Source organism: Psychrobacter sp. 1U1, from assembly GCF_051847535.1.
Classification (GTDB): domain Bacteria; phylum Pseudomonadota; class Gammaproteobacteria; order Pseudomonadales; family Moraxellaceae; genus Psychrobacter; species Psychrobacter saeujeotis.
On sequence record NZ_JBPYDD010000002.1, the window covers coordinates 45,599 to 61,721 of the forward strand.

At 43.1% G+C, this 16,123-nt stretch carries 14 protein-coding genes; 12 read left to right on the forward strand and 2 right to left on the reverse strand.

Annotated elements, in window-relative coordinates; genetic code table 11:
• Positions 1-264 precede the first annotated feature (264 nt).
• A complete protein-coding gene (locus ACS8FB_RS02545) occupies positions 265-1,455 on the forward strand; it encodes an iron-containing alcohol dehydrogenase (RefSeq protein ID WP_439260861.1) in 1,191 nt (396 codons plus the stop codon).
• Positions 1,456-1,536: 81 nt separating this feature from the next.
• The gene (ppc, locus tag ACS8FB_RS02550) at positions 1,537-4,311 is read left to right on the forward strand and encodes a phosphoenolpyruvate carboxylase (protein ID WP_439260862.1); all 2,775 of its coding nucleotides are present in this window, start codon (positions 1,537-1,539) and stop codon (positions 4,309-4,311) included.
• A gap of 241 nt (positions 4,312-4,552) precedes the next feature.
• On the opposite strand, the gene ACS8FB_RS02555 is transcribed toward ppc, so the two are convergent.
• Both ACS8FB_RS02555 and ACS8FB_RS02560 read right to left on the reverse strand, forming a co-directional pair.
• Positions 4,553-5,620, reverse strand: a complete 1,068-nt coding sequence (locus tag ACS8FB_RS02555) for a maleylacetate reductase (RefSeq protein ID WP_439260863.1) — start codon at positions 5,618-5,620, stop codon at positions 4,553-4,555.
• Between the two features lie 53 nt (positions 5,621-5,673).
• On the reverse strand, positions 5,674-6,591 hold the full coding sequence (locus ACS8FB_RS02560; protein ID WP_439260864.1) for a LysR family transcriptional regulator: 918 nt from the start codon (positions 6,589-6,591) through the stop codon (positions 5,674-5,676).
• Positions 6,592-6,779: 188 nt separating this feature from the next.
• Between ACS8FB_RS02560 and ACS8FB_RS02565 the strand changes: the two genes are divergently transcribed.
• The 10 genes from ACS8FB_RS02565 to ACS8FB_RS02610 all read left to right on the forward strand — a co-directional run bounded on the left by ACS8FB_RS02565 (position 6,780) and on the right by ACS8FB_RS02610 (position 16,121).
• Positions 6,780-7,910, forward strand: coding sequence for a muconate/chloromuconate family cycloisomerase (locus tag ACS8FB_RS02565; protein ID WP_201581468.1), 1,131 nt, complete (start codon positions 6,780-6,782; stop codon positions 7,908-7,910).
• A gap of 84 nt (positions 7,911-7,994) precedes the next feature.
• Positions 7,995-8,285 carry a muconolactone Delta-isomerase gene (gene catC / locus ACS8FB_RS02570; protein WP_011513602.1) on the forward strand — a complete coding sequence of 97 codons (291 nt, stop codon included), beginning with the start codon at positions 7,995-7,997 and terminating at the stop codon, positions 8,283-8,285.
• 99 nt (positions 8,286-8,384) lie between these two features.
• Complete coding sequence (gene catA, locus ACS8FB_RS02575; RefSeq protein WP_201581469.1) at positions 8,385-9,308, forward strand: catechol 1,2-dioxygenase; 924 nt, start codon at positions 8,385-8,387, stop codon at positions 9,306-9,308.
• 128 nt (positions 9,309-9,436) lie between these two features.
• Complete coding sequence (benA, locus tag ACS8FB_RS02580) at positions 9,437-10,822, forward strand: benzoate 1,2-dioxygenase large subunit (protein ID WP_439260865.1); 1,386 nt, start codon at positions 9,437-9,439, stop codon at positions 10,820-10,822.
• A gap of 62 nt (positions 10,823-10,884) precedes the next feature.
• Entirely contained in the window at positions 10,885-11,382 is a 498-nt protein-coding gene (gene benB / locus ACS8FB_RS02585; RefSeq protein WP_439260866.1) for a benzoate 1,2-dioxygenase small subunit, read from the forward strand.
• Between the two features lie 65 nt (positions 11,383-11,447).
• Complete coding sequence (gene benC / locus ACS8FB_RS02590; RefSeq protein WP_011513598.1) at positions 11,448-12,464, forward strand: benzoate 1,2-dioxygenase electron transfer component BenC; 1,017 nt, start codon at positions 11,448-11,450, stop codon at positions 12,462-12,464.
• Between the two features lie 59 nt (positions 12,465-12,523).
• Positions 12,524-13,303 (forward strand): 1,6-dihydroxycyclohexa-2,4-diene-1-carboxylate dehydrogenase, encoded by a 780-nt coding sequence (locus ACS8FB_RS02595; RefSeq protein WP_439260867.1) that lies wholly within the window; start codon positions 12,524-12,526, stop codon positions 13,301-13,303.
• A gap of 75 nt (positions 13,304-13,378) precedes the next feature.
• The gene (gene benE / locus ACS8FB_RS02600; protein WP_201619410.1) at positions 13,379-14,608 is read left to right on the forward strand and encodes a benzoate/H(+) symporter BenE; all 1,230 of its coding nucleotides are present in this window, start codon (positions 13,379-13,381) and stop codon (positions 14,606-14,608) included.
• 113 nt (positions 14,609-14,721) lie between these two features.
• Complete coding sequence (locus ACS8FB_RS02605; protein ID WP_439260868.1) at positions 14,722-15,429, forward strand: 3-oxoacid CoA-transferase subunit A; 708 nt, start codon at positions 14,722-14,724, stop codon at positions 15,427-15,429.
• A gap of 26 nt (positions 15,430-15,455) precedes the next feature.
• Positions 15,456-16,121: a 3-oxoacid CoA-transferase subunit B gene (locus ACS8FB_RS02610; protein WP_439260869.1), complete on the forward strand. Its 666-nt coding sequence runs from the start codon at positions 15,456-15,458 to the stop codon at positions 16,119-16,121.
• Positions 16,122-16,123 lie beyond the last annotated feature (2 nt).

The window sequence follows — 16,123 nt, forward strand, 5'->3', positions numbered from 1 at the left end:
ACAGTCATATGAAAGCATTCATGAAAAGGTCCATATAAATATATCGTTAGCTTTCCTTCACTTTTTTACCAACGACTATATTTGCAAAAACAATAGATGACTCAAGATCTGTACTTAGAATTGCAGACTCAATATTCACAAGACTTAGTAAGAAACAAGCTATTCTATCGATCGTGAAGTTCTGCGCTATTTTTATTTTATGATTAATAGGCTCGTTTTAGAACAGTATTAGACACATAGTGATTAACACAAGGATGGTTAAATATGTCACATAGTATTCTTCTACCAAGAATCATGGAGGTAGGTCGCGATGCATGTCAAAAGCTACCAACCATATTAGATAGCTTAGGTATTAAAAACCCTCTCATCATTACGGATGAGATGATGGTTAAATTGGGTTATGTAGATACATTACAAACTATTTTGAAAGAAGTTCAGATTACGGCTGATGTGTTCTCAGATACTATGCCTGAGCCTACTGAAAGCTCTATTGAGTCAGGGGTGCAGCAGGTACGGCACCAAGAATATGATGGTTTGATTGCCTTAGGTGGCGGGAGTCCTATAGATAGCGCAAAAGCAATTTCAATTTTAGGGAAGTTTGGTGGCGTCATTAATGACTATAAATTTCCTCGTCAAGTAAATGAAGCAGGTTTACCTATTATTGCGATACCTACTACAGCAGGAACAGGGTCAGAGGTGACCAGGTTTACTATTATTACTGATGAAACAAACAACGAGAAGCTGTTGTGCGTTGGTATGGGGTTTATGCCTGTAGCGGCCATTATTGATTATAGCCTTACTATGAGTGTCCCTCCTCGAACCACTGCTGATACTGGCATTGATGCAATGACTCACGCTATAGAGGCTTATGTCAGTCAAAAACGTAACGCTTATAGTGATCAACAAGCTTTAGCTGCATTACGTTTGATTGGGCCCAATCTACAAAAGGCTTATCATAATGGCGAAGATGAGGATGCTCGTGAAGCCATGATGTTAGGTTCTACGTTAGCTGGTATTGCATTCTGTAATTCATCCGTGGCTTTGGTGCATGGAATGAGCAGACCGATTGGCGCTTTTTTTCACGTACCGCATGGTTTATCAAATGCGATGCTATTGCCGACGATTACTGAATTTGGGATATCAGGTACTCCAGAGCGATATGCAGATTGTGCACGAGCACTAGGAGTGGCGAGCTTTAATGATAATGATGATCAAGCGAATATAAATTTGATTACGTATTTGAAAAATCTCAATATTGAGCTCAAGGTGCCTACATTGGAACAATTTGGCATTCAAAAAACTGATTTTGATGCGCTAATAAATACCATGTGTGAACAAGCATTTTCCTCAGGTTCGCCTAACAACAACCCCCGAATACCCAGTTTGGAAGAAATGGTTCAACTTTATACATTGTTATGGGCAGAAAGTAGCCCAGATGATGTTTCGACAAGCTAATAAAACTAAAGCTTACCATAGAAAAATTACGCTTAAGACCACACGACTATTTCACCCACTAATTTAACGAGAAGGTTAAGGATGACTATAAATAATGACGTATTACGTGAACGCATCAGCTTATTAGGATCATTTCTAGGGGACGCGATTTCTCGGCAAACGGGCGAACAAACGCTTGAAACGATTGAAACCCTGCGCAAAGGTTTTATTCAACAACGCCGAGAGCCTAACGAAGCGAACAAGCAACAACTCATCGACTTCATAGCCTCGTTAGACAATCAAACCTTAAAAAATGTCATACGCAGCTTTTCTATCTATTTCTTCTTAGCCAATCTAAGTGAAGAAAACTACTTACGAGAGCAGCGCCAAGCCATGCGTATGCAATCGGAACACAGTTGGGAAGGCTCGTTTCGTCGTACCTTGCTTGAGTGTCGTGAGCGCAATGTTGAACCTGCACAAATGCGAGAGCTGATTGATCAGCTAAAATTTATACCTGTCTTTACCGCCCATCCTACCGAAGCACGCCGCCGTACGACCATGAATCTATTGCAGAGTTTGTTTATTCATAGCGACGCCTTAAACAATCTTGCAGAAGACAGCTTTGCCTACGAGCAAGCAAAAGAAAAAACGGCGCAAACGATTGATTTATTATGGTCATCGGATGAAGTGCGTACGCGTAAGCCATTAGTTTATGACGAGATAAATAATGGCCTGCATTATTTTAATGCCAGTTTATTCAATGCCATTCCAAAGGTTTATCGTAATATTAAAGACGCCATTATCGATATCTATCCAGAGCTAACAGACTACCCATTACCTGCTTTCATGAGCTTCGGCTCTTGGATCGGTGGCGACAGAGATGGTAATCCCTTTGTCACTCATGACACCACAGAAATGGCGGTATTGATGCATGCCGATACCGTACTGCGCCATTATCAAGTCCTGCTAAAAAAACTGCGCCGTGAACTGATTCATAGCGATACGATTATCAATATTGCGCCAGACGTTTATGCTCGTATAAAAGCGTACGCCACTCTCGATCAAAAAGTATTTTATTATAATCCTGACGATTACAACAATGAGCCGTACCGCAGATTGTTATCGATTATTCTTGCCAAAATAAAAGCGACCAATCGCCACATTCAAAGCAAAGGTACAGACCTCGACGCCGCACACGATGCTTACGCCAACCCGCAAGAGTTGTTAGAAGATTTACGCATCATTCGAAAAAGTGTCAATACTCATGACAAAGCACATGGCGAAGGCTTATTGCTCGATACGATTCGTCTGGTCAAAACCTGCGGCTTTCATCTAGCAGCGCTCGATATCCGCCAAGAGTCGTCTTATCATAGTGAAGTGATCGCCGATATTTTCGCCAATGCCTCGAACTTACCAGACTATCAGACTCTAGGTGAAACCGAGCGCCAAGAGTGGTTGACGCGTTTACTTGAAAAGCCTGGTACACCGCTCATTTATACCGATAACTTGACTGATAAAACACGTGAACAATTGGCTTTAATGAACTCTGTGGCAACATTACGTAAGCTGGTCGGGCAAGATACGTTTGGTAGTTATGTGATTTCGATGACCAACAACGCCAGTCAATTATTAGAAGTCTTACTACTGATGCGTTTTTCAGGCTTGTGCAGGGTTGATGATGCAGGTCAGCTGTCTGCTGACTTACCCGTCGCACCCTTGTTTGAAACCATCGAAGATCTTAAAAATATCGATAAGATCTTACCTACCGTCTTGGACAATCCGCTATATCGAGGGTTGCTTGCGCACTCAGATAATACCCAAGAAATCATGTTAGGTTATTCAGATTCATCAAAAGATGGCGGTATTATTACGTCTGCATGGCAGCTCTATAGCGCGCAGCAAACCATTAACCGTATCGCTGCTGAATATGGCATCAAAACACGCCTGTTTCATGGTCGTGGTGGCTCTGTCAGTCGTGGCGGTGGCTCAACGCATAATGCAATTGCCGCTCAGCCCGCAGGGACGCTGCATGGAGAAATTAAAGTCACTGAGCAGGGTGAAGTCCTTTATGCCAAATATGCCAACACCGATACTGCTGTATTTGAGCTTACCATGGGCATCACTGGTACCCTCAAAGCGTGCTCAACAAGATTTGTGGTGCAACCGCCTGAACTACCAAATTATGAAGCACTCTTTGCGCGTCTAGCCGATGCGGGTGAACAAAGTTATCGTACGCTTACGGACCATACCGAAGGGTTTTATCAGTTCTACTCACAAGTGACGCCAGTGCAGGAAATCTCTTTATTAAATATCGGCTCGCGCCCAGCGCACCGTAACAAAGGGCTGCCAAGTAAGACAACCTTGCGGGCGATTCCTTGGGTATTTGGTTGGTCTTTAGCGCGCTTTACCCTACCAGCTTGGTACGGCGTAGGTAGTGCTCTTCATAGCGTTAAAGAAGACGAAGCTTTAATGAGAGAGATGAACAGTTGCTGGCCATTTTTTAACGTATTTATTAGCAATATTGAAATGGCTTTTACTAAGTCTGAGATGAGCATTGCTCAGGCTTATAGTCAGTTATGTGAAGATGAGGGATTACGTGAAAAGATTATGCAAGCGGTAATCGATGAGCATCATCTAACCTTCTCAGGTTTGAACTCTTTGCTTAACCAGACATCGTTATTGGCGCATCAGCAAAGCCTTGCCGCGTCCCTACAATGGCGAAATGCTTATTTAGATCCGATTAATTACATCCAAATTGAGTTGTTAAAACGTGCCAGACAAAAAGACGCTACAGATAATGACGATGATCTTGCTGTTGAAGATCCATTAATCCGTAGTATCAATGCTTTGGCAGCGGGTCTACGCAATACGGGTTAATGACTGACGTGGTTGAATAATTGCTGAGAGAGTATGCATGGGTAATCACTTATGTGTACAGCTCAGCAAAGGCGTTGTCAGCGAGATGTCGTACTTTATATAAGTGCAGTTCATTTGGTTGTTAGTGGACTTGGCAATTTGTTAGCGAATAATATTGTCACAGCAACCTGCTTGTTTGATATGTGCTCTCTGATAATTCTGAGGTAGTTCAACTTTGAGATCTACAGATTTATAATGATATTTAAGCAGGCGGTAAACCTTTATAAGCTCTTTGTAATAAGCCTTCTAATTCATCGTAATTGTATTCACGAGGATTATAATAAGGGCTGTCACACACCATCCTTGCTACATCAGCGGGACCCTCTTCAGGTAAACCAATATCTTTTAAAGCCAATTCAATACCTAAAGACTGGTTTAGACGGTAAATTGCCAAGCCAACTTCTTCACGGCTGCTGACGTCTAAAGCCTCTGCCAGTCTATCCATCGCTTCAATATCAGCGTTACGATTGTAATGTACTGAATACGCAAGCGTAATGGCATGTGCTTGCGCATGCGGTAGGTTAAAAGTGCCACCTAGGGTATGGCAGATTTTATGGTGAATGGCCATACCAACCGAACCAAGACAAATACCAGCAAGCCATGCACCATAGCTTGCTTTTTGGCGGGCTGAAATATTGGTGAGCTCTTTGACAAGCACAGGCAAGGAAGACTTTAATGCTTTGATAGATTCAATCGCCATCAGGCTGATGATTGGGTTTTTGTCCTTAGCATATAACGCTTCTACAGCGTGCGCCATAGCATTCATACCTGAGCAAGCTGAGATTTTAGCGGGTAATGCTTGGTTTAACTTCGGATCATAAATCACCACCTTAGGTAGGACATGACTGTCTTTACCAGTAGTTTTTAGATTGTTTTTGGTCAAACCATAAATAGTTGTCATCTCGCTACCGGCATAGGTAGTCGGTATGGCAACGATAGGTAAATGTGTTTTCAAAGCAATTATTTTTGCAAGTCCAATTGTAGAGCCGCCGCCCAAAGCCAGACAACAATCAATATCACTCTCTTTGGCAAATTTTACTGCTTTATTCGCCACGTCAACTGGCACATGCATGACAGCATGCGGATACACGCCTACACAGATTTCTTGTAGTTCTTTTGCCAATTTACGACCCGCTTCTTCTTGACCAGGTGTCGTAATCACCAATACCTTATGATAACTATGCTGAAGTAATATATCTTTGACTTCATTTGACTTTCCCACGCCAAAATGAACGTCAACTGGTAAGGCTTTATAATGAAATTCTTGCATAAAATTATCCTTTTATGAGTTCATATTAGGATTCTTAATGAGTGCAGAGTCTCTCAAATCTTCTCACGTTTATAATCAAACCCTTCTATATCATAAAACTGATAAGTTACTTCTAACAAGGTTTTTAGCAATTCTGATTTATCAAAGTGTCTAACACTCATGATGATAGGCGACGTTAATAGATCGTTTTCAAATGGAATATAAATCACTTCCTGACTACGCAAATGCTCTAAGGTTTTAGGCACGATCGTCAAACCTTCTCCTGCTGCGACTAATCCTAAAGCAACATGCAGCTCTCGCACCTCAGTAAAATAATTGGCTTTTAGGTTACGAGATTCAAATAGCTCCAAGACATAGTCAATAAAACTGGGACGAGGTCCGGTGGGATAGAGTATCAATTTCTCATTGGTTAAATCCATGAGACTTACTACTCTACTTTGCTCTTTTGCTAAGTCATGGTCTTTGGGAACCGCGACTACTAAGCTTTCTTCTCTTAATAATATACGCCTAATAGAAGCGTCCTCAAATAACATCCGTCCAAAACCCACATCTATTTTACCCTCTGTAAGGGCTTGTGTTTGCTCCCATGAGTTAAGCTCTCGCAGCTTAATCTCTATATTTGGATAGCATGCGCGAAAGCGGGCAATAATTTTCGGTAAGATGCCATAGAGTATCGAGGACACAAAACCTATAGATATTGAGTTATCAAAATTGGCCTTACGCATTGTCATAGATTTTAATTTGTCAGACTTTGCGAGTATCTGAACAGCATGATCATAAAAAAACTCGCCAGCCTCAGTAAGTTTCAAAGGTCTATTATCTCTATCAATCAGCATCACCCCGACTTCTTCTTCCAACTGCTTTATTTGCCGGCTCAGTGGCGGTTGTGAAATATACAAACGCTCTGCTGCCTTATTAAAGCTCTTTTCCTCTGCTACTGCTACAAAGTAGCGTAAATGTCTCAATTCCATTGAATGTTATTCCTTGAGTGACCTTACAGGGTAATCGATACCTAAAGAACATAACATAGTGCAATCTAGTTATCAAAATACCTAAAAGGTATTAATAATAGACTAAATAGGTCTTAGACATGTCGTTATCTAGCATCTATAGTTCTTATTAAGCATAAGGAAGCACCATTTACTTAATAGGGACTGTCATGATTCGTTCAATCAATACTTTATTGGTACCGATACCTACTATTCGAGCTCATAAGCTTGCTTGTACCGTTATGAACGAACAAGTTTTGGTATTGGTACACATTCAAACAGAAGATGGCTATGAAGGTTGGGGCGAAGCGACCACCATTGGCGGTCTAAGCTACGCAGAAGAAAGCCCTCATAGCATCAAGACTAATATCGATACCTACTTTACGCCTCTTTTATTAAAAGAGCAGCCTACTAGCACAGCAAAAGCCATGCAGCTGCTCAATCTTCATATCAATGGCAACCGCTTTGCAAAGTGCGCGATTGAAACTGCCCTACTCGACATTGAAGGTAAACGTCTAAACCTACCAGTAAGTGAGCTAATTGGCGGTCGTGTCCGTGATCGTATCGAAGTGGCTTGGACCCTTGCCAGCGGCAATACAGCGACCGATATTAAGGAAGCTAAACGCATGATTGAGCAAAAGCGCCATCGCATTTTTAAATTAAAAATCGGTAGCAATCCGATTGTTGTTGATGTTGCCCACGTATTAGCCATTAAAAAAGCACTACCTGACTGCCGTATCACGGTTGATGTCAACCAAGCATGGACAGAGCTTGAGGCTATGCAAGGTATTAGCCTATTGCAAGCTGGCGGCGTTGATTTAATAGAACAACCTGTCTCAATGCGCAATAAAGCCGCACTAAAACGCTTAACCGAACATTTCGATGTAGCCATTATGGCGGATGAAATTGTCCAAGATCCTCAGAATGCCTTTCATTTAGCAGCAGATCATTATGCTGATGTTTTTGCCGTGAAAATAAATCAAGCAGGCGGATTAAAAGCAGCATGCTTAATCGGACAAATGGCACATCTAGCAGGTATCGAGCTCTATGGTGGCACCATGTTAGAAGGTCCTATCGGTACGGCCGCATCCGCCCATGTATTCTCAACCTATCCCAGTTTAAATTTCGATACAGAACTTTTTGGTCCTTTACTATTAACCGAAGACGTTTTAGTAAAGCCTCTTGATTATCAAGACTTTGGTTTAAATGTTCCTACAGGCGCAGGTATTGGCATCGAAGTAGACAGCGATAAAATCTACCACTATGCCAAACAAACCATCACCAATTTACCTAAATCATAAAAGACTTAATTTTCTACTAACGCTCAAACTGAAACACTGTAAAAGTCAGCCAAGTTATCTTTCATCACGTATAAGGAAATCATTATGTTATACCACGTCAGAATGGATGTCTTAATCCCAACAGATATGGACGCCGATAAAGTCAACGAGCTTAAAGCCACAGAAAAAGCACTATCACAAAAACTGCAAGAGCAAGGTAAATGGCGTCATATTTGGCGCATAGCAGGTCAGTATTCTAATTTTAGCATCTTTGATGTTGAGAGTAATGAAGAGCTACACGACATCATGATGTCGCTACCGCTTTATCCATACATGAAGGTTGAAGTGACACCGTTATTACGTCATCCATCTTCTGTTCGTAGTGATGACAGCTAAACCAAGCAAGTAAAGCGAATATCAGATTCTATAAAAACTGAGTAAGAGTACTCAATATAGTTACCCTTTATTAAAACAGTCCTCAACAAGGAGAGAGACATGGAACGCAGCCAAATTGAAGCATTAGCCACTCAATTCATCAAAGGCAAAATCGACTTCCCTGAGCAAGTCAATCCACGTGTACAAGCAATTGTTCTACGTATTGTCACAGACCTTATGCAAACCATTAACGACTTAAAAATTACCGCCGATGAGTATTGGTCTGGGGTTGAGTTTATCGGTGACTTGGGCAAAGAAGCAGGTTTATTATCGCCCGGCCTTGGTTTTGATCACTTCATGGATTTAATGATTGAAGAGGATTTAAAAGCAGCCGGTCTTGACGGTGGTACTGTACGTACTATTGAAGGTCCACTCTATGTCGCTGGTGCGCCAGAAGAAAAAGGCTTTGCGCGTCTAGATGATGGCACTGACCTTGACAATGGCACCGTGCTATTTATGCAAGGCACTGTTTATGGTGAAGATGGAAAGCCTCTTCCAAATGCAAAAGTTGAAGTGTGGCATGCCAACAGCTTAGGTAACTACTCTTTCTTTGATGAATCACAGTCTCATTTCAACTTACGTCGTAGCATCATTACCGATGAAAACGGAAATTATGCATTCCGCAGCATCGTGCCGCTAGGTTACTCGGTACCACCAGAAGGAATGACGCAAAAAGTATTGGGCGCGCTAGGACGTCACGGTCATCGCCCAGCTCACATTCATTTCTTTGCCAGTGCTGACGGTCACCGCAAACTGACCACGCAGATTAACATCGATGGCGATGAGTACCTATGGGATGACTTTGCTTTTGCAAGCCGCGAAGGCTTGGTACCAGAGGTAACGATGGTCGAAGACGCGGACAAGCTAAAAGAAAAAGCGCTTGATAAGCCTTACGCAAGTATCGACTTTGACTTTCATTTAGTAAAAGACATTGACCAAGCTATACAAGGCAGCGAAGTAGAACGCCGCCGTGCTCAAGGTTAATGAGCACTCATATTAAATAGCATTAATTAATCACTACTAGCGACTTACGTTTGATATGCCCTCAGTTGTCGTATCAAACGTTAGCTTCTAATCTCATTTTATACCGTCATTATACAAGGAAGGCAGCCATGAGCGAGCGTATCAATCTAGTACCTGAAGGATCAGACATCACTATTGATGATTTTTTAGAAGAGAACAGTGAAAAAGGGATTTATCGCCTGCATCGTAGCGCCTTCACTAACGAAGAGTTGTTCGAGCTTGAGATGAAGTACATCTTTGAAAACAGTTGGGTGTATTTGGCTCATGAGTCTCAAGTTCCTGATAACAACGACTACTACACCTCATACATTGGTCGTCAGCCTGTTATTCTTGCCCGCAATAAAGAAGGCGAGCTGCATTGCATGATTAACTCATGCTCACATCGTGGTGCACAGCTCTGCCGACATAAAAAAGGCAATAAAGCCACTTACACCTGCCCATTCCACGGTTGGACCTTTAACAACTCAGGTAAGCTGCTTAAAGTTAAAGACCCAAGACATGCAGGCTATCCAGAATGCTTCAATAAAGAAGGCTCACACGACCTAAAACAAGTGAAGATGGCAAATTATAAAGGCTTTATCTTTGCCAGCTTAAATGATGATGTTCAGTCACTCGAAGACTGGCTTGGCGGCTCTACCAAAATTCTTGACATGATTGTCAATCAGTCGCCAGAAGGTCTAGAAGTATTACGCGGCACCTCAACCTATACCTTTGATGGTAACTGGAAGCTGCAAGCTGAAAACGGTGCCGACGGCTATCACGTATCAGCCGTCCATTGGAACTACGCTGCGACAACTGCGCGCCGTAAAGAAGCTGAAGCTGTCAAAGAAGACAATATCAAAGCCATGAACGCTGGCAAATGGGGTCGACAAGGCGGTGGGTTTTATTCTTTTGAAAACGGTCACATGCTGTTATGGACACAGTGGGAAAACCCACAAGACCGTCCAAACTACGCTTATCGCGATGAGTATGTCGCCAGCTACGGTGAAGCCATGGCGGACTGGATGATTGAACGCTCACGTAACTTATGCCTATATCCAAACGTCTACATCATGGATCAGTTCGGCTCACAAATTCGTATGCTCCGCCCTATCGCGGTTGACAAAACTGAAGTTAGCATCTGGTGTATCGCACCAAAAGGCGAAAGCGATGAGTCACGTGCACGCCGTATCCGTCAGTATGAAGATTTCTTTAACGTTACTGGTATGGCAACCCCTGATGACTTAGAAGAGTTCCGCTCATGCCAAGAAGGTTATAACGGTATCAAGCTTGAATGGAATGATATGTGCCGAGGCTCCGAGCACTGGATTCAAGGTGCAGATGAAGGCGCTGCCGCTATTGACCTCAAACCTTTAATGAGTGGTGTTAAGACTGAAGATGAAGGACTATATACCGTCCAACATCGCTACTGGCATGAAGAGATGAAAAAAGCTCTAGAGCAAGAGCAGCAGCTACACGGTGCTAATAGCGACTAATACATTTTTTATTATTACTCTGCTATTTATTGTAGAACTGACAAAAAATAAGGATATCAATCATGAAAAATGCAACGGTTAACATTGAAGACATTAGACAGTTTCTATACCGTGAAGCGCGTTTATTGGATGAGAAAAAATGGGAAGAATGGCTCACTTATTACGATGAAGACTGCCCTTTCTGGATGCCAAGTTGGGATGATGATGGTCAGCTCATCAGCGACCCACAACGAGAAATCTCGCTGATTTATTATCCGGATCGCCGTGGTCTTGAAGATCGTATCTTCCGCATCGAGACTGAGCGTTCATCAGCGACCATTCCTGATACGCGTACCACGCACAATTTATCGAATATTGAACTACTCGAAGACAATGACGGTATTGTGTCGGTGCGTTTTAACTGGATCAACAAATCTTTTCGCTATCATGAGACCAATACCTATTGGGGTTACTCTCAGTACAAAATAGACATGACTCAAGACCAACCAAAAATTTTGGATAAGTATGTGGTCTTAAAAGACGACTATGTGCATCAAATTATGGATGTTTATCACGTCTAATCATTATTCACTCATTATTTAGCCACTAGCTTTTAATTAATACGTGTTGAAAAGGGATATTTCTCATGGAATATAATATTGCTCTACAGTTCGAAGACGGCGTCACAGGCTTCATCAAATGTGAAGCCGACGAAACCGTCGCCGAAGCCGCTTATCGTCAAAAATTTAATATCCCTGTGGATTGCCTTGATGGTGCTTGCGGTACTTGCCGTTGCCATTGTGAATCTGGCAGCTACGACATGCACCCTGATATGTATATCGAAGATGCCCTGACAGAAGCTGAAGCTGCTGAAGGGTATGTACTCACCTGTCAGATGATTCCAGAAAGCGACTGCGTGATCAAAGTACCAACCTCCTCTGAAGCCTGCAAAGTCGGCAAGTCTGTATTCAAAGGCAAACTACAACAGCTGAATGTACTGTCAGAATCTACCATTCACTTTGGCGTCGAAGTCGACAATCCAGATGCACTAGTATTTTTGCCAGGCCAGTATGTCAATGTTAGTATTCCTGACTCTAACGAGACACGCTCCTATTCATTTAGCTCTATACCTAGTGCCAATCAGGCCGAATTTGTCGTCCGCAATATTCCTAACGGTAAAATGAGCACCTTTTTATCTGATACTGCGACTATAGGTCAAGAGATTAATTTTGAGGGTCCATTTGGTAGCTTTTACCTGCGCCCTCTAATTCGCCCGACCCTATTTCTAGCAGGCGGTACCGGTATCGCGCCTTTTTTATCGATGCTAAAAAGTTTAGAGGTGTCTGGTGCTCATCATCCTGTCAGAATGGTCTACGGCGTCACCAACGACTTTGATCTTATAGAAGTTGAGAAACTAGAAGAAGTCAAACAAAACCACCCTTGGTTTGACTACCGCACCTGTGTCGCCACTGAAGACAGCCAGCATGAGCGTAAAGGCTATGTTACCGGTCATGTTGATAATGAGTGGCTGAACGATGGTGACGTCGATGTCTACTTGTGTGGTCCGTTAGGGATGGTGGATGCGGTGAGTAATTGGTTAGACAGCAGTAATCTAAAACCGAGTAATTTTTACTATGAAAAATTCACGCCCAGTGAACAATAACGTAGCCTAGCCGTATTACTCTACTAGCAAAGCATGAGCAAGATTTTTAGGAGACTGTCATGAGTAAAAGATTTGATAATAAAGTATGTATCGTTACTGGTGCCGCCCAAGGCATCGGACGCGGAGTCGCTTTACGTTTAGCAAGTGAGGGCGGAAAAATCGTCATGGCAGACTTTTCTCCATTAATAGAAGAGGTGCTGGCTGAAATCATTGCTTATGGCGGAGAAGCCGTTACCATTCAAGCTGACCTTGAAACCCATCAAGGTGCTAAAGAGGCTATTGATAAGGCACTTGATAGCTATGGGCGCATCGACATATTGGTCAACAATGTCGGCGGCGCAATATGGATGAAACCTTTTACCAGCTTCTCTGAAGCAGAAATCCAAAAGGAAATCAGCCGCTCATTATTTCCAACATTATGGTGTTGTCATGCTGTTTTACCAACCATGGTCAAACAGCAGTCAGGCACTATTGTTAATGTGTCCTCTATCGCTACTCGCGGTATCAACCGCATACCCTATTCGACAGCGAAAGGCGGCGTGAACGCCATGACCGCATCGCTCGCTTTTGAGTATGCAAACGATGGCATCCGTGTGAATGCTGTAGCAACTGGCGGTACTGAAGCGCCGCCCAGAAAGATTCCACGTAACGCCAAACCATTAACTGATGATGAAAAATCATGGATGAATGCGGTGGTTGATCAGACCATTGATCGCACCTTTATGAAACGCTACGGCACGATTGATGAGCAAGTCAATGCCATCTTGTTTTTAGCATCCGATGAGTCTTCTTATATTACTGGAAGTACCATTCCTGTGGGCGGTGGCGACGAAGGCTAATAATAAATCTGCCAATCAGTAGCATGCATCTTAATTTGCAACCCCGTAACGAATGCTAATTTGCAAGGAAGCAATATGGCCTCTGTAATCCAAACCTTAAAAAGCGACTGGTCGCTCTCCGCATCGGTTGCAGGGTTCTTAGCGGTTCTTATTTCTTATGCGGGGCCTTTAATTATTTTTTTTCAGGCCGCACAAGCCGCACAAGTTTCAGATGCCATGATGGCGTCTTGGATTTGGGGTATCTCCATCGGTGCTGCCATTCCTGGTATATATTTATCCATTAAATATAAAACACCGGTTATTACAGCATGGTCCGCCCCTGGTACCGCTTTACTGGTTACCCTATTTCCACAGATGAGTATTAATGAAGCTGTTGCCGGTTATATCATCTCAGCGATTGTCATATTTATCGTGGGGGCAACAGGTTACTTCGACAAAATATTAAAATGGATTCCTAACGGTATCGCCGCTGGCATGATGGCAGGGATTCTATTTCAATTCGGCTTAGAATTATTTAAAGCCACTGATAGCATGCCATTTATCGTCTTTAGCATGCTCGGTTGCTATTTATTAGCCAAACGCTTTTCGCCGCGCTATACGATGATTTGGGTACTACTGTGCGGTGTTATCTTAAGCGTCTTACTTGGCAAAATGAACCCTGTCCATTTCGATTTAGCCATCACTATACCTACTTTTATTGCCCCTGAATGGTCGTGGAACTCAACGTTTAACCTCGCTATACCACTCATCCTTGTGAGCTTAACTGGCCAGTTTTTACCCGGTATGGCTATTTTAAATCTTAGCGGTTACGACACGCCAGCCAAGCCTATTGTGAGTGTTACAAGCCTCGCCTCGTTAGCAGTTGCATGTGTTGGTGGTATCACTATCGTACTTGCCGCTATCACAGCCGCGCTTTGTACTGGCAAAGATGCGCATGAACTTAAGGAAAAGCGCTATATCGCAGGTGTCGCTAATGGCATCTTCTATTTATTTGGCGGTTTATTTGCTGGCAGTATCGTGATGGTATTTAGCTTGCTTCCAAAAGAGCTTGTCGCGGCACTGGCCGGCCTTGCATTAATCGGTGCCATTTCTGCCAATATCACCATTGCTATGAAAAATGATGAGCAAAGAGATGCGGCGTTAATTACCTTTTTGGCGACAGCATCGGGTATGAGCTTTTTGGGATTAAGCTCTGTGTTTTGGGGCATTCTTATCGGCATGATTGCTCACTATATTCTGACCAAAAAACGCCTACTACCAACATCATCTATCTCATTAACGACCTCTAATAATGAAGCCAATTAAGAGCAAGTCTCTTACGAAAAAATTTAAGTAGTGTCAGAGCAATGAGTCCAACCCATGTACCACTTATTAATTCTAAAGACACTACCTCATATGACTTTTTATAGGATATAAACATGATTAACAAAGCAGATAAAAATATCACTGACGTACTTAGTCAAATTAAAGATGGCGCCACCATCATGATTGGCGGCTTTGGCACAGCAGGTCAACCCGCTGAACTCATTGATGGGCTTATTAATTTGGGCGTAAAGGATTTGGTCATCATTAATAATAATGCCGGTAACGGCGACCATGGCCTTGCCAAGCTCTTAAAAACGGGCGCTGTGCGTAAAATCATTTGCTCTTTCCCGCGTCAATCGGACTCTTGGGTATTTGATGAGCTTTATCATGCTGGCAAGATTGAGCTTGAGCTCGTACCACAAGGGAATTTGGCTTGCCGTATTCAAGCAGCAGGTATGGGACTCGGTGCGGTATATACGCCCACAGGCTTTGGTACTTTACTCGCAGAAGGCAAAGAGACTCGAGAAATCGATGGTAAAGACTATGTTCTTGAATATCCCATCAAGGCTGATTTTGCTTTAATCAAAGCTTCTAGAGGCGATCGCTGGGGCAACTTGGTGTACCGCAAGTCTGCCCGTAACTTTGGTCCAATTATGGCAATGGCAGCTGACGTGACTATCGCCCAAGTCTCCGAAACGGTTGAGCTTGGCACGCTTGATCCTGAACACATTATTACGCCGGGTATTTTTGTGCAGCATGTGGTGCAAATTCAGCCTGCTAGTACTGAACTTTTTAGCACAGCTACTACAGCCACCGCTTAATACTGCCAACTATAAGGAGCGTCATCATGAACCATACTTCCTACACCGTTTTGACCCGCGATCAAATAGCCGAGCGTGCTGCACAAGATATTCCAGATGGTGCCTATGTCAATTTAGGCATCGGACTACCGACCAAAATTGCCCAATACCTACCAGATGATAAAGATGTATTTTTGCATTCAGAAAATGGTTTACTAGCTTTTGGACCACCACCTGCCAAAGGTGAAGAGGATCCCGAACTGATTAACGCCGGAAAAGAGTATGTCACCATGCTCGATGGCGGCAGCTTCTTTCATCATGGCGACTCTTTTGCGATGATGCGCGGTGGTCATCTTGATATCTGTGTATTAGGCGCGTTTCAAGTGGCTGCCAATGGCGATTTGGCCAACTGGAGCACGGGTGCGCCAGATGCAATACCTGCTGTTGGCGGCGCTATGGACTTAGCCGTCGGTGCCAAAAAAGTCTTTGTGATGACCAATCACACCACCAAAACTGGCGACCCTAAAATCGTTAGCAAGCTTACCTACCCCGTGACTGGCAAAAACTGCGTTGATCGCATTTATACTGACTTGTGTGTCATTGATGTCACTGATAAAGGTTTAGCCGTCACTGAAATGGTCGATGGCTTAAGCTTTGCGGACTTACAAGCATTGACGGGTGCGACATTAATTGACGCTACAAATTCAAAATAATA

What these genes read in the sequence shown, in the direction of transcription:
- benC (WP_011513598.1), top strand. Translation starts at nt 11,448, where the DNA reads ATGGAATATAATATTGCTCTACAGTTCGAAGACGGCGTCACAGGCTTC.
- catA (WP_201581469.1), top strand. Translation starts at nt 8,385, where the DNA reads ATGGAACGCAGCCAAATTGAAGCATTAGCCACTCAATTCATCAAAGGC.
- benA (WP_439260865.1), top strand. Translation starts at nt 9,437, where the DNA reads ATGAGCGAGCGTATCAATCTAGTACCTGAAGGATCAGACATCACTATT.
- catC (WP_011513602.1), top strand. Translation starts at nt 7,995, where the DNA reads ATGTTATACCACGTCAGAATGGATGTCTTAATCCCAACAGATATGGAC.
- ACS8FB_RS02595 (WP_439260867.1), top strand. Translation starts at nt 12,524, where the DNA reads ATGAGTAAAAGATTTGATAATAAAGTATGTATCGTTACTGGTGCCGCC.
- ACS8FB_RS02545 (WP_439260861.1), top strand. Translation starts at nt 265, where the DNA reads ATGTCACATAGTATTCTTCTACCAAGAATCATGGAGGTAGGTCGCGAT.
- ACS8FB_RS02560 (WP_439260864.1), bottom strand. Translation starts at nt 6,591, where the DNA reads ATGGAATTGAGACATTTACGCTACTTTGTAGCAGTAGCAGAGGAAAAG.
- ppc (WP_439260862.1), top strand. Translation starts at nt 1,537, where the DNA reads ATGACTATAAATAATGACGTATTACGTGAACGCATCAGCTTATTAGGA.
- ACS8FB_RS02555 (WP_439260863.1), bottom strand. Translation starts at nt 5,620, where the DNA reads ATGCAAGAATTTCATTATAAAGCCTTACCAGTTGACGTTCATTTTGGC.
- benE (WP_201619410.1), top strand. Translation starts at nt 13,379, where the DNA reads ATGGCCTCTGTAATCCAAACCTTAAAAAGCGACTGGTCGCTCTCCGCA.
- benB (WP_439260866.1), top strand. Translation starts at nt 10,885, where the DNA reads ATGAAAAATGCAACGGTTAACATTGAAGACATTAGACAGTTTCTATAC.
- ACS8FB_RS02565 (WP_201581468.1), top strand. Translation starts at nt 6,780, where the DNA reads ATGATTCGTTCAATCAATACTTTATTGGTACCGATACCTACTATTCGA.
- ACS8FB_RS02605 (WP_439260868.1), top strand. Translation starts at nt 14,722, where the DNA reads ATGATTAACAAAGCAGATAAAAATATCACTGACGTACTTAGTCAAATT.
- ACS8FB_RS02610 (WP_439260869.1), top strand. Translation starts at nt 15,456, where the DNA reads ATGAACCATACTTCCTACACCGTTTTGACCCGCGATCAAATAGCCGAG.